The 24641-nt window shown below is 39.6% G+C and carries 21 protein-coding genes; 10 read left to right on the top strand and 11 right to left on the bottom strand.

Going from position 1 to position 24641, the window contains the following annotated elements:
- The first annotated feature begins 286 nt into the window (after window positions 1–286).
- Entirely contained in the window at window positions 287–5131 is a 4845-nt protein-coding gene (locus H6G69_RS25745; RefSeq protein WP_190691959.1) for a CHAT domain-containing protein, read from the top strand.
- A gap of 42 nt (window positions 5132–5173) precedes the next feature.
- Here the strand turns inward: H6G69_RS25745 and H6G69_RS25740 are convergent, their stop codons facing one another.
- The 3 genes from H6G69_RS25740 to H6G69_RS25730 form a co-directional block, all read right to left on the bottom strand.
- Window positions 5174–5932, bottom strand: a complete 759-nt coding sequence (locus tag H6G69_RS25740) for a MinD/ParA family protein (RefSeq protein ID WP_190691958.1) — start codon at window positions 5930–5932, stop codon at window positions 5174–5176.
- 148 nt (window positions 5933–6080) lie between these two features.
- Entirely contained in the window at window positions 6081–6383 is a 303-nt protein-coding gene (locus H6G69_RS25735) for an ArsR family transcriptional regulator (protein WP_190691957.1), read from the bottom strand.
- 6 nt (window positions 6384–6389) lie between these two features.
- Window positions 6390–8096: a CHASE2 domain-containing protein gene (locus tag H6G69_RS25730; RefSeq protein WP_190691956.1), complete on the bottom strand. Its 1707-nt coding sequence runs from the start codon at window positions 8094–8096 to the stop codon at window positions 6390–6392.
- Window positions 8097–8568: 472 nt separating this feature from the next.
- On the opposite strand from H6G69_RS25730, the gene H6G69_RS25725 reads away from it, so the two are divergent.
- Entirely contained in the window at window positions 8569–9357 is a 789-nt protein-coding gene (locus tag H6G69_RS25725) for a DUF928 domain-containing protein (protein ID WP_242072184.1), read from the top strand.
- A gap of 8 nt (window positions 9358–9365) precedes the next feature.
- Here the strand turns inward: H6G69_RS25725 and H6G69_RS34505 are convergent, their stop codons facing one another.
- The 8 genes from H6G69_RS34505 to H6G69_RS25690 all read right to left on the bottom strand — a co-directional run bounded on the left by H6G69_RS34505 (window position 9366) and on the right by H6G69_RS25690 (window position 14518).
- A complete protein-coding gene (locus tag H6G69_RS34505; RefSeq protein WP_277883463.1) occupies window positions 9366–9500 on the bottom strand; it encodes a DUF6760 family protein in 135 nt (44 codons plus the stop codon).
- A gap of 8 nt (window positions 9501–9508) precedes the next feature.
- Window positions 9509–9880 carry a phage tail assembly protein gene (locus H6G69_RS25720; protein ID WP_190691955.1) on the bottom strand — a complete coding sequence of 124 codons (372 nt, stop codon included), beginning with the start codon at window positions 9878–9880 and terminating at the stop codon, window positions 9509–9511.
- Window positions 9881–10059: 179 nt separating this feature from the next.
- Window positions 10060–10359: a hypothetical protein gene (locus H6G69_RS25715; protein WP_190691954.1), complete on the bottom strand. Its 300-nt coding sequence runs from the start codon at window positions 10357–10359 to the stop codon at window positions 10060–10062.
- Window position 10360: 1 nt separating this feature from the next.
- Entirely contained in the window at window positions 10361–10852 is a 492-nt protein-coding gene (locus tag H6G69_RS25710) for a phage tail protein (protein ID WP_190691953.1), read from the bottom strand.
- Window positions 10853–11027: 175 nt separating this feature from the next.
- Window positions 11028–11492: a phage tail protein gene (locus H6G69_RS25705; protein ID WP_190691952.1), complete on the bottom strand. Its 465-nt coding sequence runs from the start codon at window positions 11490–11492 to the stop codon at window positions 11028–11030.
- Window positions 11493–11548: 56 nt separating this feature from the next.
- Entirely contained in the window at window positions 11549–12034 is a 486-nt protein-coding gene (locus H6G69_RS25700) for a phage tail protein (RefSeq protein WP_190691951.1), read from the bottom strand.
- Between the two features lie 87 nt (window positions 12035–12121).
- Window positions 12122–13792: a phage tail sheath C-terminal domain-containing protein gene (locus tag H6G69_RS25695; RefSeq protein ID WP_190691950.1), complete on the bottom strand. Its 1671-nt coding sequence runs from the start codon at window positions 13790–13792 to the stop codon at window positions 12122–12124.
- A gap of 195 nt (window positions 13793–13987) precedes the next feature.
- Window positions 13988–14518: a Pvc16 family protein gene (locus H6G69_RS25690; protein WP_190691949.1), complete on the bottom strand. Its 531-nt coding sequence runs from the start codon at window positions 14516–14518 to the stop codon at window positions 13988–13990.
- A 300-nt stretch (window positions 14519–14818) separates the two neighbouring features.
- Between H6G69_RS25690 and H6G69_RS25685 the strand changes: the two genes are divergently transcribed.
- The 8 genes from H6G69_RS25685 to H6G69_RS25650 all read left to right on the top strand — a co-directional run bounded on the left by H6G69_RS25685 (window position 14819) and on the right by H6G69_RS25650 (window position 24618).
- Complete coding sequence (locus H6G69_RS25685) at window positions 14819–15976, top strand: sensor histidine kinase KdpD (RefSeq protein WP_190691948.1); 1158 nt, start codon at window positions 14819–14821, stop codon at window positions 15974–15976.
- Window positions 15977–16081: 105 nt separating this feature from the next.
- Window positions 16082–16762, top strand: a complete 681-nt coding sequence (locus H6G69_RS25680; protein WP_190691947.1) for a response regulator transcription factor — start codon at window positions 16082–16084, stop codon at window positions 16760–16762.
- A 91-nt stretch (window positions 16763–16853) separates the two neighbouring features.
- The gene (locus tag H6G69_RS25675) at window positions 16854–18119 is read left to right on the top strand and encodes a DUF4255 domain-containing protein (protein WP_190691946.1); all 1266 of its coding nucleotides are present in this window, start codon (window positions 16854–16856) and stop codon (window positions 18117–18119) included.
- 98 nt (window positions 18120–18217) lie between these two features.
- A complete protein-coding gene (locus H6G69_RS25670) occupies window positions 18218–19357 on the top strand; it encodes a kelch repeat-containing protein (protein ID WP_190691945.1) in 1140 nt (379 codons plus the stop codon).
- 135 nt (window positions 19358–19492) lie between these two features.
- Complete coding sequence (locus tag H6G69_RS25665; RefSeq protein ID WP_190691944.1) at window positions 19493–21493, top strand: ATP-binding protein; 2001 nt, start codon at window positions 19493–19495, stop codon at window positions 21491–21493.
- 243 nt (window positions 21494–21736) lie between these two features.
- Window positions 21737–23752 carry a DUF4157 domain-containing protein gene (locus H6G69_RS25660; protein ID WP_199336278.1) on the top strand — a complete coding sequence of 672 codons (2016 nt, stop codon included), beginning with the start codon at window positions 21737–21739 and terminating at the stop codon, window positions 23750–23752.
- Between the two features lie 132 nt (window positions 23753–23884).
- Window positions 23885–24349, top strand: a complete 465-nt coding sequence (locus tag H6G69_RS25655) for a hypothetical protein (protein WP_190691943.1) — start codon at window positions 23885–23887, stop codon at window positions 24347–24349.
- Window positions 24350–24423: 74 nt separating this feature from the next.
- On the top strand, window positions 24424–24618 hold the full coding sequence (locus H6G69_RS25650) for a Uma2 family endonuclease (protein WP_190691971.1): 195 nt from the start codon (window positions 24424–24426) through the stop codon (window positions 24616–24618).
- Window positions 24619–24641: the final 23 nt, after the last annotated feature.

Here is a 24641-nt window from a genome sequence, read left to right as displayed (position 1 = left end):
TTAGACAAGAATTGTCAAAAAGTCTAATTTAGCCAACCGCCAAGTCGCCGAGAACGCCAATATATTCTAGTTTCCGTTTACTAAGATTTATAAATTACGCAAGACAAACCTTGATAATGCCTAAAAGATAATGACTTAATGTATATTCTATGGATACAAGGGAAATTACAGTTATAAAATCACCCTATTTGATTTCTCAACTACTTATAGAAATAGGGAATAGATTGGTTTGTCAATTTTAAACGGATTACTTTAGTCTTAATTAAATTTAAAAACTTAAATTTGTATGCTGCCAACAATTTCATTAATTATCACAGTTTATAATCGAGAGCGTTATCTCAAAACGGCTATCGAAAGTGTTTTAGCGCAAACGCGACAAGACTTTGAACTGCTAATTTGGGATAATGGCTCGACAGATAGTTCAGTAGAAATTGCTCAAGAGTATGCAAAATGCGATCGCCGTGTGCGGTTAATATTAAGCAAAAATAATCTTGGACAACCAAAAGCCTTAAAAGCGGCGATTCCCCAAACTCGTGGTAAATACATTGGTTGGGTAGATAGCGATGATTTGTTAGCACCAACAGCACTAGCCCAAACAGCCGCAATATTAGATAAAAAACCGCATATTGGTTGGGTTTATACAGATTATTTAGATATTGACGAAAACGACACGATTTTAAGTTATGGCTATCGTTGTCTTGTACCTTATAGCCGCGAAGAACTATTAAATAAATTCATGACATTTCACTTCCGCCTCATCCGTCGAGAAGTGTTTGAGTTAGCAGGCGGAATTGATGAGTCACTAATTGCGGCGGAAGATTATGATTTATGTCTGCGGCTGGCGGAAGTTGCCCAGGTAGAACATCTATATCAGCCACTATATTATTATCGCACCCATCCAGAAAGCATCTCTCAACAACAGCGTTACCTGCAAATTAAAAATTCTCACTTAGCAACTATCAAAGCACGACAACGCCGTAATTCTAGCCAACAAAAAACAGCAAAACAAGCACTAATTCCCGGTGGTAAAATCAATTTATTGGCGATTTTTCAAGCTAAGAAAATATTCCATCAAAAGAGTTTATTCCTGCCAGCTAAATTATTAGCGGCGAGTAATTTAGCTTTGATATTATCGCTATTACCTGCAAGCGTCAAAGCACAGTCAATCACACCTGCCTCTGATGGTACAGGAACAGTGGTGAATACCCAAGGCAATAATATTAATATTAGTGGTGGCAGTTTAAGCAGCGATCAAATTAATCTCTTTCACAGTTTTACAAAATTTGGACTTGATGCTAATCAAACCGCCAATTTTTTATCGCAACCATCAATTCAAAATATTTTAGGCAGAGTTACAGGTGGACAAGCTTCTTTAATTAACGGTTTAATTACCGTGACGGGGGGTAATTCCAACTTATATTTAATTAACCCTGCTGGGATTATTTTTGGCAGTAATGCCAGTTTAAATGTCCCAGCATCGTTTACAGCGACAACTAGCGATCGCATTGGTTTTGGAAATAATTGGTTTAAGGCGATCGGTAACAATAACTATAGCGCACTTATCGGTAGCCCTAATAGTTTTGCCTTTGATTCTAGCGTTGCCAGTGCAATTTTAAATCAAGGCAATTTAGCTGTACCATCAGGCAATAACTTAAGTTTATTTGGCGGGACAGTTGTCAGCACCGGCACTTTATCAGCCCCAGGTGGTAACATTACTGTTGCTGCTGTACCGGGTAGTAGCTTGCTCAAATTGAGTGTGCCGGGAAACCCCTTAAGTTTAGAAATTCAACCACTAAATTCGCCTACTAATTCAGCTACAAATTCTTTAGCCGCATTGTTAACTGGTGGCGGTGGCAGTAACGCTTCTGGGTTAGTAGTTAATGATCATGGACAAGTGCAATTAACTGGTTCTGGCTTAATTGTTAAAGATGGTGATGTTGTAGCAACTCAAGCGAATGCCCAAAATATTACCCTCAAGGCTAGCCAAAATTTAACATTACCAGAAAGTCAATTAACAGCTACAGGCAATTTAAATTTATTGGCCCAAGATACAGTTACAGTGCGTGATAGTGTAGCCAAAAATTTCTCGGCTATTGCTGGCGGAAATCTCACACTGCAAGGCAATCAAAAGATTGATATTTTTGCGATCAACCATTTAGATCAAACACCTTTTATTAGTAGCGGAAATTTAACATTAATCAGTGATGGGCCAATTTCTCTCGATGCTCACTTTGCCAGCGGTGGTAACTTTGCAATTCTCAATACTCAAGGAGCAGCAGGCAACTTTACTAGTTTAGTTGACCCCATTATTAGTTCTACTCAAGATGTGACTATTGGCGATTACACAGGGCCATCTTTAAAAATAGAATCTAGTGGGAGTATCACTACTGGTGCTATTACTATTGATAATACAGATACAGCACTGGCTAGTTTTTGTGCAACTAATACTTGTACCGCAGATGCTTTACAATTAGCCAGTCAAAGGGCTTTGATTTTAAGAGCAGGTGTCAGCAGTTTACAAGAAACAAATTTTACCCCACCTACCTTCACTACTTCCGGTATTACATCTTCACCAGGAAATGTTATTACACAAAATCTGACAATTGCCGACTATGGTGGGCCAATAACTATTAGTGCGACAGGTAATATTACTACGCAAACTATTCAGACCACACCTACTATTTTTGGTAACGGCGGCGCAGTTAATCTGACTGCTGGAGGTAACATTTCAACTAATAGTATTAACACTAACAGCTCTGATACTGCTGGTGCAGTTACAATCAACGCTGGGGGTAATATTACTACGACTAATATTATTACTTTCAGTTCTACTACAGGCGGCGCAGTTAATCTGACTGCCGGAGGTACTATTGACACTGGTGATATCAATACATCATTTTTTAACGAGACAGGGGGTACGTCTGGTCTTGTTAACTTGACAGCCGGAAGTAGCATTAACACGGGTAGCATTGACACCTCAGCATCGGGTTTGGACGGTGACGTGATAGCAGGTGCAGTCACCTTGAATGCAACTAATACAGTTTTTGGCAGCAATATTACATTTACTAGTATCAACACTCAAGCTAGTAGTAGCTCTTCTGAAGGTGGTACACCCAATGCTCAAGGCGGCAATGTCAGTGTTTTGGCAAATGGTCTGGTTAGAGGAACAGGATTAATACCTTTGAGTGAAGGAGTAGCTACCGATACCATTAACACTACTGGTTTTAGCAACGGTAGTGTTAGTCAGTCAGGTACTATCACAATTCAACATGATGGCGGGCCAAATAATGTCTCCTTTGTCATAGGTGATGCTACTAGCACTAATGGTACAGCAGGCAGAATTGTCAGGAATGATACCCCAACAACTGGTACATCTTTTCCGCTACTAGCAAGTAACGGCACGGTGACAGATACAGGTAACGGCACGAATTTTATTTCGATTAATACAGCACCGACCATCACAACCAACTCACTCGGTACAATTCAACAAAATCAATCCATAACTTTTACATTTGGCTCATTAAATGCAGTTACCAATGATGTAAATAATGATGTTACTACTAATATTTTTGATGCAATTTCATCGGGTACTCTCAGACTAACAGACGGTACACTAGTTACTTCTGGCACTACTTTAACTGCCGACACAGTTTTGGTGTACACCCCGCCATCGGGTACGACTGGTACAATTCCCGCTTTTACAGTCAGAGCTAGTGATGGCGTGTCTCAATCAACACCACAGCAAATTAATATCAGCGTTACACCAACGCCAACGCCAACACCGAGTATAGATAACGCGCCTGACCCAGAGGTTGAAAAACAAACTCCCAGTTCCCAACCCACAGGAGAAATAGTAAATAACCCTCCCAAGTTAGAACTTGACACAGATGTGGCTAAAATCGATGAACAGTTGACAAATCAGGTTGGGCAGTATTTAGGTGAAGGTCAACCCCAAATTAAAACTATCACGGAAGCTCGTGAAATATTAAGTACTATTGAAGCCTCCACAGGTGTAAAACCTGCATTAATTTACGTTTCGTTTGTCCCAGGAACCATCAAACCAGGAGAGATACAGCAGGAAAAAGCTCTGATTGCCCAAGATAACGACCTGTTAGAGTTGGTAGTAGTGACAGCTAAGGGTGAGGCAATTCGTAAGGTAGTAAATGTTACGCGATCGCAAGTTCTCGCCACCAGCCGCCAATTTACTAGTCGTGTAACTGACCCAGCCTTGCGACGCAACTATATCAACCCAGCTAAACAACTATACCAGTGGATGATTACGCCAATTGTTGCCGATCTGCAAAAATACCAAATTAATAATTTAGTCTTTCTTATGGATACAGGCTTGCGTGCCATGCCTGTAGCAGCCCTTTATGATGGACAAAAGTATTTGGTGGAGAACTACAGCGTTGGTTTAATGCCTAGCCTTAGCCTCACCGATACCAAATATGTTGACATTAAAAAAGCAGAAGTTTTAGGTATGGGTGCATCGCAATTTACTAACCAAGACCCTCTCCCTGCTGTACCCACAGAATTAAATACCATCACTCAAAAGCTTTGGCCAGGTAAATCATTTTTAAATGAAGGCTTCACATTAAATAATCTCAAAGCTCAACGCCAGCAAATTCCCTTTGGTATTGTTCATCTAGCAACCCACGGCGAATTTAGACCTGGTGCGCCTGGTAACTCTTACATTCAATTGTGGGATAGTCAATTAAAAATGGATCAAATGCGACAACTTGGTTGGAATGACCCACCAGTGGAACTAGTAGTTTTGAGTGCTTGTCGGACAGCGTTGGGAAATGATGAAGCTGAGTTGGGTTTTGCTGGCTTTGCAGTCCAAGCTGGGGCGAAATCTGCGTTAGCAAGTTTATGGTATGTCTCCGATGAAGGCACTTTTGGACTGATGACAGAATTTTATGAACAACTGCGAAAAGCCCCCATCAAAGCCGAAGCCTTAAGACGCGCCCAAGTCGGAATGCTCAAAGGAGATGTCAGGCTAGAAAATGGTACACTCAAAACACCCAGAGGAAGTTTTGCTTTGCCGCCAGCTTTGATAGAACTTGGTGATAAACAGCTAAATCATCCCTATTTTTGGGCAGCTTTTACAATGATTGGTAATCCTTGGTAAAGAGATTTTTGGTTTTGCAACCTACGTCTGATATTTGAGACTTCACTGCATAATTAATTTGGCTACTTGAGTCATTACTTGGCTAAAAGGATGTTCTGGATGGCGCAGACAAAATAAGTCACTACTAGCTAGTTGAATCAGTTCTTCCGTGAGGGGTAAAATTCCGGCGACAGGCGCGCTGTAGGTTTTTTCTACTTGTTGTTTGAGTGCATCAAAGTCTAATGCTGGTAGTGCTTTATTGATTAAGAGCAACATTTTTGGCACTTCGAGTCTCCGGGCGACTTCAACTGTCACGGCTGTGCCTTGAAAATCTTGGCGATCGGGTCGTAGGATAAGAACTAAGACATCAGAAATCGCAATTGAAAGTAAGGTTTCTTCGTTGAGTCCGGGGTGAGTATCAATAAATAAATAATCTAATTTTAAAGCTACCAAGAGTTTTTGAAAGCCTTCATTGAGTAAATTAAAATCAAAGCCTTCTCGTAATACTTTGGTAATATCTCTAACTTTAATACTCGAAGGAATCAGATAAATTCGCCCTTTGGGTGCGGGTTGATTTAAGGTTGAACTCACATCATAGGCAGATTCTTCAATTTTACAGCGTCCCCACAAGTAATCATTGAGGGAATATTTCATTTTCTGCTCATCAAATCCAAATAAAACGTGAATACCTGGCGATTGGATATCAGTATCAACAATACCAACTCGATATCCATAACTAGCAACTATTCCTGCTAAATTTGCAGTGGAGTTTGATTTGCCTGTCCCACCCCGAAAGGAGTGAATTGATACAATTTTTGACATAAATTAATTATTGTGATTTTTAAATTTAATTTGCATCAGTGGGGCGGACAAGATGTCCACCCCACAAGAGTAGGATGCAATTTCAATATGCAAACTAGATGTTTTTTAGTTGATTAAATGGACATTGAATAATATCCACCTCATCATATTATTCCTCAAGTTTGTCCCAAATATTTTGACTCAACTTACTTTTCTTTGGAGTGCTAAAGCAAGGTTGATAGTAAATTGAGCCATTTTCGTTCACTTCTTGAATAAAGCCTTGATTTTTGAGATTTTGCAGATGTTGTTGGGCGACTTCTGCGGCAATGTTGAGATGGGTGATGACTTGGGTCAGGCTAACTTTTTGCTGATGAATGATTAAGTTGGCAAGTTGTCTTGGCTCATCTGGCAAATTCATCACATCTATGAAACTGCTTGGAGAAGCTGATTTTTCAAATTCGGGTTGATTCATATGATATTATTGATTCTCTTTTAATTTTTTGCTACGTCGCTGTAAATCTGCTAAGTATTCGAGTTCTTCTGGTTCTTCTATAATGGCTGGGTTGGTCGTAATTTCTAGGGGATGAATTGGCTGTGTTTGTATGTTGGTGTTTTGAGAGTGAATTTGGTTACGTTTATCTCTGACTTGTTGTAAGTAATCTACTTCTGGATTGGCGTTATCTGGGGAATAAGTGATGCTGGGTTCAGGCACAGGGTTAGAAATATCTACTTCATGCACAATAGATGAAGTGTTGATTGAGGATATTTCTTGATTGTCTTTGGTGCGTAAATCTTTAGCTTTTTGCTGCAATTCTAGAAAGTAATCACTTTCGGTGATGGCTGCGACTTCTTGATTTTTTTTGTCTTCGTCAATATCAATATTAATTTTGAGGAAGCCTTTAACAGTTTTGACGATTGTGGCAGCGTATCTATCTATTAATACAACACCTACACCACTGGCTAAAAGTGCGATCGCCGGTGGCACTAAAGGAACCCAAGCTGCCCGCAGAAATAGCATATATGTGCTACCTAATAATACGGCGATCGCTACTCCTCCACCTAATACCAATAGCCAAGGTTTACGAATTCGCCATGCTAAAAAGCCGCCTACTAATGACCAAGCAAATACCCATAATCCTTCTTGCCATTCGTTCCAAAACCAAAATAGGGGCCGTTTATCTAAAACTGCACTTAATATCTGGCTGGCATTTTGGGCGTGAACTATTACCCCTGGCATTTTTTGGCTATCTTCTGACCCTGCACTATAAGGTGTGTAAAAGGTATCTTTGACAATTTGGGCGGTGTAGCCAATCATAACAATTTTGTCTTTGATTAAAGCTGGGTCAACTTTATCAGCCAAGACATCACTTAAAGATACTTGCTTAACGGCATTCTTGGCAGAACGATAGTTGAGCATGATTTGATAATCTGCGGTATCGACTTTGTTATACCCTCCCGATTTGGGAGTTAAGCGTTTGAGAAGGGTGGAACCTAGTTGTAATTCTCCAGATTTTGTGAGTTTTGGTTCAATGCCTTGTTCTGCTAGGTAACGCGCCACCATTTGAAAACTTAAAGAAGGCAGTTGATTTTCTGAGTCGGCGATATTGCAGATATGTTCGCTTGGCTTGGGTAGTTTTGAGGCTTTGGGAACGGAAATAATCATCCCTTGACGCACTGTCCCACCAGCATCGACAGGAAAATCAGCAACTCCGACTCTATCTTCGGGGATGCCTGGGGCGGCAGCGATACCTGGGGAATCTGCTTTACTAATCACACAAACTGCAACTATATTGTCGCTGTCGGATAGTATTTGCACTAATTCTGCTCTTCCGGTGGCTGCACCTTGCTTGACATCTCGCAAAACATCTATGCCAATCACTCGCGGTGCTTTTTCTTCTAGTTTTGTTAATAGCTGGGCCATTGTGCCGTCTTCGATGGGATACTCTTTGCGGGTTTGAATATCAACGTCATCGATACCGACTATTAAAAAGCGATTATCTACGCCTTCATCGGGACGAGATCGCATTAACCAATCAAATGCAGCTAACTCCATTCCTTGAAAGCTGCCTACTGCCCGTAACCCGACAATTAACCCTGAGATCGCTAGACTGGTGACAACTACCGTACCACCAATATTCAACACTGTCTGACGTAAATTGCGAAGTCTGGAATCTTGCCCTACCATCGGCTTTACCTCTTGATGTAGATAAAAAGAGTGTCTGATTTTCTCAAATATTGTTTTTTTAAATTCAGTTTTTCTACTAAAAATTATGCTTAATATTTAGTAGCCAAATGCAATAAAATATTACACTTAAATAATTTTTGTTAGTGTGGATAACAACTATGGTAATTGTATAATGTTTATCGAATTTTAGCTAAAAATGCCAAGAATGCTTATAGTAATTTTACGTAAGAGATGATAATTTAAATTTGACTAATTTTTAGGCAAACAAAATTTAAATAATGGAACTTTACTTAAATTAATATAGTCAAGATCATCTGGAAAATTGCCCAAATTTTCCACCTAGCTGTAGCTAGTTACAAAATATAATTTACAAGATAAATTGGGCGTTTATCTAATGGCGATCGCCCAATACATATTCGTTATCAAAGGCGCACTATTGTCAACAAATATGCTTAAAAGAACATTACTACTAATGACTCTAGGTTTAATATCTCCAGAAATGCTGTTAAGTACATTGCCAACAATTGCTGCACCGATACCAAGCATTGCCCAATTCAATAATCAGCGTTCCATCCCCAGATTAAAACCTCGCCGTCGTTCTTTATTAAAGTTTAAAATTCCCGGAATTCGTGGTTCTCGGAATTTAGAAGCGGGAGCCGCTAGAGGAAAATGTAGCCCGCAAATTATTAGTGCAGTTTTACCGCCAAAACCTGCGGCGATCGCGGCAAATCAAATACCTGTAGAATTAACAATTAGCGAGCGTCCTACATTTTTTGTCAATGTCCCGCAAACATCGGCCAAAGAAGCAGGCTTTTTACTGTGGAATGAAGACGGAGAAGAAATCCTTGATAAAACTTTATCTGTGACAGCGACTCAAGGAATTTTAAGTTATACCTTACCTGCTGATTTTTCTGGGTTAGAAGTAGGGAAAAAATATAGATGGCGATTTTCTTTATTATGTGATCAAACCGGAGGCGATCGTAGTGCTGATCCCGTCGCTAGTGGCTGGATTGAAAGAGTTGAACCATCTGCAACAATCACCAAACAATTACAAACAGCTACCAATAAACAACGTGTTCTAATTTATGCAGAAAATGGCTATTGGCATGATACCCTCAAAGCTTTAGCAGATTTGCGCGCTGCCAATCCTAATGATTTAACTTTATTGCGAGATTGGGATGATTTATTACTATCTGTAGGTTTAGAAGAAATTGCCAACCGTCCTTTAATTCCACTAAATGCTGTGACAGCTTCTAATTAATCAAAAGATTATTCTCGCGGCATCATTTTACCAATTTCTCCAACCCAGCGACGGCGGTCAGAGTGTTCTAAATCGAGAATCTCTGCTAAACTCCAGTGAAAATGAAACGCAATATAGGCTACCTCCTCATGTAGTTCTTCCAAGGGGTAGCCTACGATTCCCCCGCTAAAGCTAACTCCACTTGAAAGTTACTATTGCATTGAGGACACTGTGCCGAAATACAAACATCACCTTGTTGATTAATGCGATTATAAAATTCACGTAAATAAGCTAAATCGCGGGTAAAAAGATTTTCTAATAAATCAGGAGTGATTTCTGGTAAATCTCCTAACTTTGTAATAACTCTAGATAGCATCACAATCGATTGATATGCTGAGTTATCTTGAGCAGCTTTATTTTTTTGCACAACAATTTCATCTTTAGCCGTCGCTAAACGCATCACACCATAACGATGCAAATTCCCTTCAGTATCTAATAAACCTCTAGGAAGAATAAACTCAAATTCTGTAGATATATCTGTCATTGGTTATTTGTCATTGGTCATTAGTTAAAAGACAGAAAGCAGAATAATAAAATTTCATACTTCATACTTCATACTTCATACTTCATACTTCATACTTCATACTTCATACTTCATACTTCACACTTCATACTTCATACTTCATACTTCATACTTCACACTTCATACTTCACACTTCATACTTAATTCTCTTCTTCTAATTCATTAATTAGACGATAAAAATTTTGTAAATAACTTAAATCACAAGCAAAAAAATCTTCTACTACTGCTGGTGTTACTTCTTCCAAAGCTCCTAAACGAGTAATCACACGCGATAAAATAATGACTGTCGCATAGGCTGGATTTGATTTCACCCGGGGGTCACGTAAAGGAATAATTTCATCCATCGCTCTGGATAAACGCATTACACCCTTACGATGCAAATTACCATCTGCATCTAAATATCCTTTTGGAAGAGTAAATTCAAATTCAGTTTGCAACATCCTATGATACTTTCACTCGTTTTAATTCTTCTACTACTACTTCTATCTCTTCAATTTCATGTTCACTACCAGAGGCATTCACATCATTAATTTTATAACTAGCGGGCCAAGCATTTTTAAATTCTAATCTAAATTGTGCGGTTGCAGCTTGATTATAAATTACGAGAGAACCGTCGCGTCTTTCATCACCCCATTTACTTTCTTGGACAGAGGCTAACCAATTCCACATGGTCATCGAAATAGTTAAACCCCGCCTTAACACTATATTAGAATATTTAATATTTCCAGGAATCTTAGAACGGACAATTCTACCGTTACTATTGCCATTTTTACCCCAAGTTTGTGGTGTAACTTCGGCAATTTCTACAACTTCCTGATTAACTTGAAAACCTTGACATTCCATAAAATAGCCATCCACTGGTTCTTGACTACCAGTTAGTTTTAACTCCAGATAAAAACGGCTATTAGTAAGAATTTCTGGAAACTCTGCCATGATGCTCACCGCATACAAATTTTAAGATGATAAAAAAGTATGAAGTTTTGTAGGGTGCGTTATGGACAATAGTCCTAACACACCGCAAATCTCTGGCGGTACGTTACGCTGGCGCGATAACACACCCTACTGTACTGAAGGATAAAATTTCATACTTCATACTTCATACTTCTATTTACTTCTTCCTTTCAAAATAAGTAAAACCAATGGTTACTGTTTCTGTTAATAAATCACCACTACCTGCTGTAAAATCACCTGTAGCATAGCTAGTAGGAAATACATCTGTAAATTCGTACTGTACTTTTTCTGCTGCACCATCATAAATAGAAAGTTTTCCTAATTTACGACTTGTACGCCCGTCAGATTTACCTCCTGAAAGAGCTTCAGCATGGCATTTGTTATACCAATCAAGTAGTTGTTTAGAATCAGCAGTTGCTACACATTCCAAGGTAATTTCTGAGCATTCTACACCACCGATAGTAGCTTGGGTTTGAGTTTTACCATCCTTGGTGACACCAATAGGTGCATCTCCACCTGCAACTATCATTTTCATTTGCATACCACTGATTTTCTGAATCAAAATTTCTGTCAGTCCATCAGCTTCCCAGTAAAACTTGGCATTAGAGATATACTCTGGCATAAATCAACCCCCAGATAGATAGGTAATAATTAATTAACTAAAAAATTAGGCAAAATCTATTTTTTGCGATTGATGTTTTCACAAGTTAAGGTGTAAGTTTCTTCAATATAATCGTTGCCATTCACATCTAAATCTCCGATTTTGTATTGAGAAGGCCAAGCTTCTTTTAATTCCCAACGCATCACTTCATTGCCATCCGTATCGTAGGCAACTATAGATCCGGTTTTTTTACTGTCTGCCCATTTGCCTTCACCTTTTTCAGTTTTGGGCATACATTTTTTGAACCAATCATACATTTTTTTGCTGGTGCTATCACTATCTCCACTCATCAGGGTAGAAACGTCGATTGTGAATAGTCCTTCAAACCCAGCAGAGTTAATTTGTCTGAGCGTAACACCGCCTTTTGTAGACATCAAAGGTTTATCTTGACCTTTGACTTTAGCTTCAAATTTGACTCCACCAATTTTGCTAAAAGCCATGTCGGTCATGCTATCAATTTCAAAGTAAAAATTACTGGCGGCAATTGGTTTTAATTCAGGCATATTTTTAGCTCCTTAGTTTGTAATAGAGGGTATTAGGGTGTGAGGGTGTAGGGGGAGTATGATTTCCCTTACACCTCTGCACTTGTTTTATTGGTTAGGAGACCATTGACTAAAGCGGAAGATGACAAATTCCGCCGGACGCACAGGACATACACCAACTTCGATATACAACCGACCCAACATCATGGTTTCGTGGGTGTTGATGCTAGAGTCGCATTTGACATAAAAAGCTTCAGCTGCCGAAGCACCAAATAAAGCACCTTCGCGCCAGAGTCTTTCTAAGAAGTTGCTGACGGTACGGGTGACACGCGCCCATAAATCTTGGTCGTTAGGTTCAAAGACTACCCACTGTGTACCGAGTTCCACTGATTTCTCGATATAGCTCATCAAGCGACGGACGCTGATATAACGCCACTGCACGTTGTCTGGTTCGACCAATGTCCGAGCGCCCCAAATGCGGATACCACGGTTGGGGAAGGTGCGGATACAGTTGATACCTAGGGGGTTGAGTAATTCTTGCTCGCGCAGGTTGGTTTCGTAGGCTAGACCAATTACGCCTCTAGGTGTGTCGTTGGCGGGGGCTTTATAAACGCCTCTGGTTTCATCGGTGCGACACCAAACGCCCAACATATGACCAGCCGGAGGAACCAAAATGGGTCTACCACCGTTGCGGGGGTTGGGGACTTTAATCCAAGGATAGTAGAGGGCGGCAAATTGCGATCGCCTGTTAAATGCACTCAACCACTGAGCAATGTGCTGGGGCTTCACCTGGGTGGGAGATACAGCAGTACCACCACCTTTGCAGGGCGGTGGGTCTAATACTACCATCCGGTTGGGGGCAGTATTTTCACACAGACTCACCATCGCTTCCATGATGCCGTGGACTTGATCTAAATCCAAGATGCCGTTTTGATAAGCCCGCATCAAGTCAGGGAAAGCAATCATGGTAACTTCATCAATTTCAAAGATACCCTGCATCCCGGTGCGATCGTCTCTGACACCTTGCACATCTCTAGGGAAACGGTCTGGGGTGGAGACTACAGGTGGTGGGCTAACTTCATAAGTACCGTTAGCAGGACGACGAGACAGAGGTTGTCCTGGTGTTTCTAAGTCAGCGACAGTCACAAACTGCGACTCTTGCAAAGCCGTCACCGCATAACTACCCACTGCTGCGTCAACTTGCGGGTTCATGGAAAGATTGTCGTACTCTTCCAGAACTTCGCCATTGCGACTAATTATGACTTTGAAAAATTCACCACTATTGGCTGGTGGTTCTGCTTCTGGGTTTTCTGGCGGACGCGGTTCACTTTCTGTGACAGAAACGTTAATTCTGCCTTCTGCACCACCGTCATCATCATCTTCAGCCGGCTTCAGGACAAAACTTAAAGATGGACGGTTCCCGGTAGTGCGAATTTTTAAGGCGGTTTCTTCTGGTGGTGGTGGCTGAGAACCAGGCAGTTTTGTACCGATACTCGCTACCCAACAACGCCCACCGCCATTGAGAAACCAACCATTTACCGCAAAAGGTAAATAAGCATCAAAATCGGTGTAACCGTCAGAACCTTGTTTAGCAAAGTATTCTAAATATTCGTTCCACGATGTTACTAACATCGGTTTAAATAGTTCAGCATCACCGCGCACATCTTCGGTAAAGCCGATAAATCCGGCAATATTTGTACTCACGCCCTCTATTGGACGACTACCTCGGTCTACTTCTTCAACGTAGACACCAGGTGCAAAATAATCTAATCTTGGCATAAAGCTTGGTTTTCCTAATTTTGGAAGTATGAAGTATGTAGACGCGTAGCGGCTTGCCGCAGGCTAGTATGAAGTATGAAGTATGAAGCATATAGCTGTAACCATATAGGTTAGTTAGGACAATGGCGATCGCTCAAAGCTATAAATTGACTGATTTTATACACATTTCAATCTTTAACCTTCAGACTTCACATTTCAGACTTTTTTGGGATAGTTAACTGGCCTTGGCTCGGTTGCAGAGCTAATGTGCAAATTTAAAGGGATAGTCAACGTCACATATAAGGCAGGACGTAAAGGGACTCCCAACGCATTCCATAAAGCCGCAGCATCCATCGGATGAATAGCGCAAACGGTCATTGCCAATTCGCCATGACCTCGCAGTGCTGGAGCAAGTACCTCCTCTTGTATTGAGTGATGATGCAAAAGTAAAATCAAAGCTTCTGACAGCAGACGTTGTTCACCCAAACTGGTGAAATCCCAGGCACTCACCAAAAATGACACATCAAACCACCTAGGGGTCAATAAGCCAGAGTTGTCTGTACTTCGTGAATGCTGACAACTAGATTGTCGATAAACATTTTCTTGAATGTTGTAACAGTACAAATTCAGCCTGGGGTTGATGTTCTGCCCCACACCAGGGTGGTTGAAATCAATTTGCTCTGTACTGAGCAGGGAAATCCCGCCAGCTAAAATTTCTGCCAAAGTTTGGGTAGCAGCTGGGATCATAAGGCACAACAGCGGGTCGGCAGCAAGAAGTTAACCTTTGAATAAGGCTTTTTTGTCAGCTTTGCCAATATGAGGCTAGCTATGAATAGCTTAGATATCTAAATAGTCTGGCGGTTATTAGACTTTGGTCGATATTGTAAAATTATTGTTTTAAATTCCCCAATTTTAAAAGCGGTAGAGTAAGCTAATTTCGTCCGTATTTATACAGTAAGCAGCATCATTTCAACAAGTTAACAATATCTAAAAGTTGGTAGCACCCACAATGCTGCTTACTGTTCGACTATATCCGAGAGTATAAATATGAAGGTTGCTACTCAGAATGTCACTTTCCAGGTGTCTTTACCGCTATCTTCAAGCCAGCTGTTAACAGTCAATGTAAAAGACATTTGTCAATTAGTTATTCAGCAGTTAGTTGCTTTACTGCCAACTTTGGTGGTTTGGGTTGCATATCATGATTTAAGTACAAGTCAGCGTCAATTAGTGGTGCAAGAGCCGGAAGCACAACTACGTTCGACAAAGGCTATATCTGATTACTCTCACCGTGAGTTATCCCATCGAGATTTTGCATATCTGCAACAAGAAAAATGGTGGCGAGATGATTTAGTAAATGTTAATATCCACGAGTTAAATGTCTCGGGTGGGTATCATACTTATGTTTGCCCTTTGAGTCAGCAAAGTTCGATCGCCGAATATATTTTAGTCTGTACTTTTGACCCACTCTCGGTTAAACAGCAACAGTTACTATTGGGCAATGCTCAAATACTGAGTAATTATTTAGCTATGTATCGGGAGCGATCGCACTATCAATCTGAAATCAATTGTTTAGCTCAATTACTCGGTCAAGCCGAACATCAACTGCGAAATCCCTTAGCCTTAATTAATCTTTGTGCTGAAAACCTCCGCCTAGTATTGCCAGACGGTAGTTTACGAGAACAAGCAACATTAATTCGTCAAACTGTAGATGAACTCAGTAGTAAATTAACTGACTTACTTTACCGTGGTCAACGTGCTAGGTTAAAAATAAAAAAACACAATTTACAAACAATTCTTGCTCAAAGTATTAAAAGTTTACAACCTTGGTTAACAGAAAAACAATTACAAATTAACTTTCCCGAAAAACCTGTGTATGTATCCGTCGATGAATGGCAGATGAAACAGGTATTTGACAATTTATTAACTAATGCTATTCATTTTAGCCCGCGTGGTGGCAAAGTTACTTGTAATTGGCATACATATCGTAATGAAGTGTTGATAGAAATTTGCGATCGCGGTTCAGGAATTGCAGCAGAAGATTTGAAGCAAATCTTTAAACCTTATTATTCTCGACGCGTAGGCGGGACTGGTTTAGGATTAGCGATCGCCAAAAAGATTATCCTAGAACATCAAGGTAACTTGTGGGCTGAAAATCTTCCGGAAGGCGGCGCGCAATTTTCTTTTACGTTACCAATTACAAAGTGACAGGTTACAGTTGAGAAGGTTAAAAGTTTTTGGCTGACTTACTATTTAATTTTTTTTGGCTTCTGATTTTTGAGTTTTCATTTAAATACCAGGCATACTACTACCATGAACGTTAAAAAAGAAGTCATTTCTATTTTGCTTGTTGATGATGAGCCACACTTTCGTCAAGGCATTCGGACTCTATTAAATTTTTATAATGTTAGTGCCAGTGTTGGTTTTAATGTTGTTGGTGAAGCTGCTTCTGTAGAACAAGCAATTAAACTTACCACCGAACAACACCCAGCTTTAATCCTACTAGATTTAGAATTACCGCCAGAAGATGGAATTACAGCTTTGCTGCGTTTGGGAGATTTACCTTATACAGGCAAAGTCTTAATTTTATCAGCACATCAACAAGATGATTGGGTATTTCGAGCGATGCAAGCTGGTGCTTGGGGTTACGTATTTAAAGACCAGTTAGCCACTCAATTATGCGAAGCAATTGTGACTGTAATTAATCATAAAGTTTATTTACCGCCTGATGTCGCTACGGGATTTTTCCGATTATTTCAATACTATACAGGACACTCTTTAAACTCTAGTAATGGCATTCATTTAACCGAAAGAGAACAAGAAGTATTAAATTGGTTAGTCCAAGGTGCATCAAACGAACAAATTGCTAAACATCTTTATATTACAGTAGCCACTGTTAAAGCTCACTTAACAGCTATCTTTGAAAAATTAGGTGTTACTAGTCGCACGCAAGCAATTGTTAAAGCCTTAAAAGTAGGTTTAGTGTGTCCATAGAAGAGGCAGGGGAGCAGGGGGGCAAGAATATAATTCAGCACTCAGCACTCAGCACTCAGCACTTTTACTAATGACAAATGACAAATAACCAATGAGTAATTATTTAGCAATTGCCACTGTCACCGCAACTTTGCAAAGAACCTTGCAGGCCAGTGTGCAAGTAGATGTGGATGGGGCGAGGGTAACAACTGTTAGACCAGATCGCTTAAATAATGCTACCCCAGAAGCAGGAGTAAATATTTATCTTTATGATATTTTGCTTAATCCGGCTTGGCGAACTGCTGATTTAAGACAACGCCACTCAGAAGAGAAATATACGAAGCGCGCAAAAACTGGATTAGATTTATACTATTTATTTAGCTGCTATGGTAACGATGTCGAGTTAGAACCACATCGGTTGATGGGTAGCATTGTCCGCACCTTAAACAGTCAATCTAACATTACTTCTGAGATGATTCGGGAAACCGTAGCCGATTCAACTTTTACATTTTTGGCTGATTCTAATTTAGCCGAACAAGTAGAAGGAATTAGCATTTCTTCTGTTGATATGGACATAGAAGAAATTTCTAAAATTTGGTCGGTATTTTTTCAGACACCATACGCGTTATCAATAGCTTATAAAGCTAGTATTGTTTTAATCGACAGCAGCGATATACCAAAAAAACCCTTACCTGTACGCAACCTTCAGCGTCATATTACACCATATCAACCTGCGATCGCTCAAATCAAAGTAGTAGAAGAACTATCTAAACTTTGGCAAACACAATATTCAGCCACACCTTTAATTCTGGCTAACAGCACATTATTAATTCAAGGGAGTAAATTAAGTGCAAATATAACTCAAGTCCGTATCGGTGATATGAAAATAACTCCCCAAGCCGTCACCGACAAGCAAATTACCTTAGATTTATCTTCTGTACCAATAGAATCTCTGCGCGCTGGTATCCAGACTTTGCAAGTGCTTCATCCGCAACAAAATGTGAGTTCCAATGTTATACCTTTTTTGTTACGTCCGACGATTTTAGATATCTCTGTATCTAATGTACATGGTAGAGGTAATGAACTGCGATCGGCAGAGGTCACAGTTGTAGTTAACTTAACTATTGAAAAAACACAACAAGTAACTTTAGTTTTAACAGAACTTTCATTGACTCAATTTACTGGTTATTCTTTTGAGCAAACCAAAAATCGGCGGAACAATGCCAACTCAATTACCTTTGCTATTCATGATTGTTTACCAGGTAATTATTTAGTTAGATTTATTGTTGATGGTGCAGAAAGTTTACTGACAGTTGATACAAATTCCGATAGTCCTACATTTGAACAATATACTGGGCCAGTCTTAGCTATTTTATAGAAGATATTTGACAGGTGGAATTCTTTGATTAACTAGCATTTTTTTTGTATTTTCCCTTCTATCTAAAGTTTAATTATTTTATATCTATTAACTTATTTATGCAAAGTTCTATTCCTCAATTTATTTGGAATAATCCGCAAACCCAAGGTATTTCTCCTCAACCTAGATACGGGCATTCTGCTATTTTGTATCAAAAATCAATGATTATTTTTGGTGGAGAAGACAACAATACTAATGATACTTTTAATGATGTTAATGTACTAGATTTGCCTTCTTGGACTTGGAGACAACCTAAAATTTCCGGGCAAGTTCCTGAAAATAGAAGTTTTCATATATCTATTTTATTTCAAGATAAAATGCTGGTTTGGGGAGGGCATAAAGAGGCCAAAGATGGTGGGTATATTTTTAGCGATGTTGCTGTTCATATTCTAGATTTAAAGACTTGGGAATGGTCAAAGGTTACACCAGATGGTATACCTCCAGATGCTCGTTCTCATCATAGTGCAGTTTTATATCAAGATAAATTATTTATTGATGGTGGCTCTTATGATCTTTACTCAGCGCGAAATGATGTACATATATTAGATATTACTAAAATGCGCTGGTTAAATATTCCCGTTGAGAACTGTGCGATTTCTGCATTAGCTGGTTTAAAAGTTCGTAACAATATATTAGTAAAATTTTTAGGTGATGCAGCTTATGACGGATTCTGCCAAAATATTTTCACTTTAAAATTAGGGGATTTTGATACTATAAATACGACAAAATTACAGTGGGAATTAGCTGATTTTAAAGGTATTGACAACTATCAATACCCAATTTATTCACAAAATAATGATGAGGAAGATACAGAAGAATATGATTACGACAATGAATTAGAAGAGGGGGAAAATTTAATTCCCTGTCGAACTGTTCATGGGTATGGTGAATTTGGGGATAACTTAGTTTTGTTTGCAGGTATGTGTCCCGGCGATGATGTGAGTCATGTGACGATTGGCGATTTGATATTATTAAATCTGCCTAACTTGGAAAACAATAACTCTGGAATTTATCAAGTATTGATTCCAGAAGTAGCTGGTAAATTTCCTCCTCCTAGATTTGGTCATTCAACTATACAGTTTAATCATCAAATGATTGTCTATGGGGGATTATGGATTGATACTTGGTGTGGAAATAATAGCTATGATAATGAAGTATACGTTCTTGAGATTTTAGATAACAGCTATAGCCTTTCCTAATCCCCTCCTGATAACTTATCTCTGTGTGACTCTGTATTTCTTTGCGTAAAAAAACATTTACCTCACTTAATTAGAAACTGCTATAAACTGTTAACTATTAACTTGACTCTATTTATTTACTTTTTATATTTAAAAATGACAAATGACAAAGAACAAAATTATCTTTATTTAATGCGCGAACTAGCTATAGTTCGGAATTTATTAGAAAGCAATCCAGAAAATCAGCAAAATTCATCTTTAGAATTGAGGGTAAAAAATGCTTGGCCAGGGTCAGCCCTCAACACCCTGTGCCGCATTTTTGGTTTAACAGAGTTTGAACGGAATATTTTGCTATTATGCGTTGGTATGGAATTAGACGCTAACTGGGGTTTATTATGTGCCAACGCCCAAGGTATAGGTAAACCTTATCCAACTTTTATGTTAGCAACGATAGTTTTACCGCAAGCCCATTGGAATGCTTTGACACCTTATGCAGCGTTGCGACGTTGGCAATTAATTCAAATTGCGGAAGGTGCAGGGATAAATTTAAGTCCCTTGCGAATTGATGAACGAATTTTACATTATCTGTTGGGTTGGAATCATTTAGATGAGAGGTTACAAGGCATTGTCAAACCTGTGGAAATACAAAGCATTGTTAATGTAGTTTCGCATCAACAATTAGCGGAACAATTAGCAGCAACTTGGGATAATACTACGTTAGAAACGACTTTACCAATTATTCAGTTATGTGGTGATGAAATAACTAGTAAAAAAGCGATCGCATTTACAGCTTGTCAATTACTTAAGATGAATTTATACCTCATGTCCGGCGGGGCAATTGCTAACTTACGTAACAACGAAATCAACGATTTGTTGCGTCTGTGGGAGCGAGAATCAATGTTAACCAATAGTGCCCTACTATTAGATTGTGATGAAATTGATAGCACAGATGCCACGAAAGAAAGTGCGATCGCTCGTTTAATTGCAAATATCTCTAGTCCTTTAATGATGACTAGTCACGAACGCAGGCGATTTTCCCAAAAGCCCCTCATCACCTTTGATGTTCAAAAACCCAGCGTAGCCGAACAACGCACCATCTGGCAAAATGCTTTAGGCGAAGCAGCCACCACCCTCAACGGTCACGTAGATATTTTAGTTTCTCACTTCAGTCTTAGTGCCACAACTATTCAAACAATTTGTACCGAAGCGATCGCAAAGTCAAGAGTCAAAAATCAAGAATTAAGCCTTAATGCTCAAAATCCTACTCCCCACTCCCCACTCAGCACTCAGCACTTAGCACTCAGCACTCTCTTATGGGATACTTGCCGTTCTCAGGCGCGTACACGTTTAGATGAATTGGCCCAACCTTTAGAACTGGGCGCAAGCTGGGATGATTTAGTTTTACCCGAAGCCCAACGTCAAGTTTTACGCGATATCGCCGCCCATGTCCGACAACGGGCGAAAGTGTATGAACAGTGGGGTTTTGGGAATAAGGGAGGCAGAGGTTTAGGTATTAGTGCTTTATTTGCTGGTGCGAGTGGTACTGGTAAAACAATGGCTGCGGAAGTGATTGCTAATGAACTGCGTTTAGATTTATACCGCATAGATTTAAGTCAAGTGGTTAGTAAATACATTGGCGAAACAGAGAAAAACTTGCGGCGAGTATTTGATGCGGCTGAAGCAGGTGGCGCAATTTTACTATTTGATGAAGCCGACGCTATATTTGGCAAGCGTAGCGAAGTGAAAGATAGCCACGATCGCCATGCCAATATTGAAGTAGGCTACTTATTACAACGTATGGAATCCTATCGGGGTTTAGCCATTCTCACCACTAACTTAAAAGCTTCTTTAGATCAGGCATTTCTGCGTCGCATCCGGTTTATCGTCCAGTTTCCCTTCCCCGACGCTAACCAGCGTACAGAAATTTGGCAACGCATCTTTCCCCGACAAACGCCAACTCAAGATTTAGATTGTAGTAAATTGGCCAAATTAAATGTATCCGGCGGCAATATTCGCAATATCGCCTTAAATGCTGCTTTTTTAGCCGCCGATGCTGGGGAATTCGTAGAGATGAAACATATTTTACAAGCAGCTAAGAGTGAATATGCAAAGCTAGAACGACCATTGACCGATACCGAAGTCAAAGGTTGGATTTAGCCGGAAAAACCTGAGATGAAGATTCATGTTGATATGTGAACAACACACACAAGGGAGAGAGATATTTGTAAATCATTTAAGATTGCTATATTTCAGGTAGTAAACCAAAATGTGATCGCCTGCTTTTAATTCTGTGAACAATGGTGGATATCGCTCACCAATTCCTCAAAAATAGTGCAAAAATTGATACTAACTGTGTCTGGACAACAAAGCACTATTTCACAGATTGGGAGAGTTGAGTAAATGTATACAAGACAATACAAAACAAAAAAGACTTCCGCAAATTCCTCTGATACCTCAACTACCAATCAATTCGCACCACGCCGTTTTGTCGTCCAGCCAGATGAGGAAATCACCAACAACCAAACTTCTGATTTGCAGGCTAAATCAGACAAGAAAAAAAACCTGCCAAATATATCTGTATTTCCTAGTAATGTGACTCCGCAACCATTACCCATGCAAATGAAGCTTACCATTGGTCAGCCGGGTGACAAATACGAACAAGAAGCAGATAGATTAGCCGCAGATGTTGTCCAGCAAATTAATGCACCAGAAACTCAACAAGTTCAACGTGAAGCAGCACCGGAAGAAGAAGAGATGCGAATGAAACCCATCTCCGGGAATATTCAACGTGAAGCAGCACCGGAAGAAGAAGAGATGCGAATGAAACCCATCTCCGGGAACATTCAACGTGAAGCAGCACCGGAAGAAGAGGAAGTCCTTATGAAACCAATGGTGCAGCGTTTGTCTGGTGCAGGTGGAATGACTGCAACACCTGATTTAGAACAGTCAATCCAACAAGCCAGAAGTAGCGGACAGCCACTAACAGAAAGTATCAAAGAACCAATGGAGCAAGCCTTTGGTGCTGATTTCAGTGGTGTGAAAGTTCACACTGATGCTCAATCTGACGAGTTAAATCAGTCAATTCAGGCAAAAGCCTTCACCACAGGAAAAGATATTTTCTTTCGTCAAGGAGAATATCAGCCAGGAAACCGTGGAGGACAGGAATTAATCGCCCATGAATTGACTCATGTAGTCCAGCAAAATGATGGTGTGGTGCAGCGCCAATTACCTGGCAAAAAAAAACAAATGCAGTCGGTTACTACCACGGGTAAAACAGCTTTACAACGGCGAGTTGTTGTAGCCAAGAAGAAGATGATAAATGATTTTATCGAACTGACCTCTATTGACTACGCAGTTAAAAGAGCTGGTGGCCCAGTAGAATTATTAAAAGATGCGGATTTTAGCAGTATGTCGAAGAAAGAGGAGCTATACATAGTTTCTCATGGGAAACCCGGTAAAACGGGCGACTACAAAGCAGAACAGATAGTGTATTTTCTCTTCTCTGGGCCAAAAGCTTTACGAAAGCGAATCAAAGCTATTTATTTTACTTCGTGTAATGCAGGTGCAGGGGTAACAGATGACCTCACAGATTCAGTAGTAGCTAAAATTAAGTCAGCACTTGATATCAAAGGTTGGTCTGGTATTAAAGTGAGTGGCCCACGAGGGCCATCTATTAAAACGGATGCATTAGGGGATAAAATTACAGTAATAGATTCCAACAAAAGGGACACGGCTCACCAAATTCAGCATATCTTAAAAAATATACATCAACCAATTGATAAGACAAACACAGCAATTACAGATTTTGAAAATAGAGCAGGTAGACCAGCAACAATTGAAGAAAAGGCTTTATTAGCTAGTGAAGCAACAGTAGACTTCTATAAACAATTTATCCAAGCAGTAGAAGATCCTACTCAACTGCTTCAAGATATCAACAGTCAAATCTCAAATGGGCAACTCGCCTCAACGCCGGATATCGAATCCCTCAAACTAATATTACAAACTGGAGGAAAATTAACATTAGATAAGCCAATGCTAAAGCTAGTCAGTAAAAAGCCAAAGACTTTTAAAAAGGGCTGCTTTATCACTACTGCCTGTGTGGAATCAAAAGGACTACCAGATGACTGTTATGAGTTAACTACTCTTAGAGCTTTTAGAGATACATATATGCGTACTGTTCCATATGGGGAATCATTAATCTCTCACTATTATGAAGTCGCTCCTAAAATCGTTGCACACATTCAAAAACAACCTCATACCCAAGAGATTTTAGCAGATTTATATGAGCGTATTACTGAAGCAGTACGTTTAATTGAAGCCGGAGAAAATCAGGTAGCTCTCCAATATTATTGTGCATTGGTTAGAGAATTAGAAGAAGAATATTTACAAGGATTGCCTAATTTTGTTGGTGATTAGTTTAGAGGATGTTTTAAAAGTATTGGGCGAATATAATTCGCTACTACACAAGCAAAGTTACCCTGCGTGGACTAACACAAAATCAAGGTTTTTCAACCCACGTAGGTGGTGTTCAAATGGCAGCAGATAGCGATGGATATAGAAATTCACAACTTGATTGATAAAAATGCAGAAGATGAACTCTTACTGAAATTTATCAATCACATTCCAGAAAAACCAGAAATTTTTGAAATGAGGGAAAGTGATACCTCGGATGGCAGCGTGTTGCAATTCAAAAAGACGGGATTACAAATTACGTTTGATCAACAACATAAAGTTAACACAATTCATGTTTTCGCTGAAAATATAGATAAATATCAACAGTATCCGTATCCTTTACCCAAGGGTTTATCTTTCAATGTGAATCGAGATGAAGCAATTGCTATTCTAGGACAACCTAGTGTCACAGGTGGCCCGGTTAAGGCTGTAATTAACAAGAGCATTTTCTTTTGGGATCGATGGGATAATGAAAATTTTTCTTTACATTTACAATATCCAGAAGATAAAAACTCTATTAGTATGCTGACTTTGATACGACCTAATCGATTACCTAAGTAATTTATTCAGCAACACAAGTTGAGGTATGCAGCCAAGCGATCGCCCATCTAATCACCCTGCTAAACTAAAATCATATTCTTTACTGCTTACAAAATGGTTGTCAGCTAGGTTGGTTAATTGATCCAAGCGATCGCTCTATTCTTGTTTTTCGTTCCAATCAACAACCAGAATTATTACAGGGTAGCGATCGCTTATCAATATTAGAGGAAATTGAGCTAAATTTGTCAGTCGAGCAGATTTTTAGTTGGCTGAAGATGCAATCTATGTGAGAGGTTGTTTTAAAAGTCTGCTT

Origin of the sequence: Nostoc sp. FACHB-110 (assembly GCF_014697425.1) — a bacterium.
Lineage (GTDB): Bacteria > Cyanobacteriota > Cyanobacteriia > Cyanobacteriales > Nostocaceae > Nostoc_B.
The sequence above is the reverse complement of the archived record's forward strand: the minus strand, read 5'-3'. Positions and strand labels throughout refer to the sequence as shown.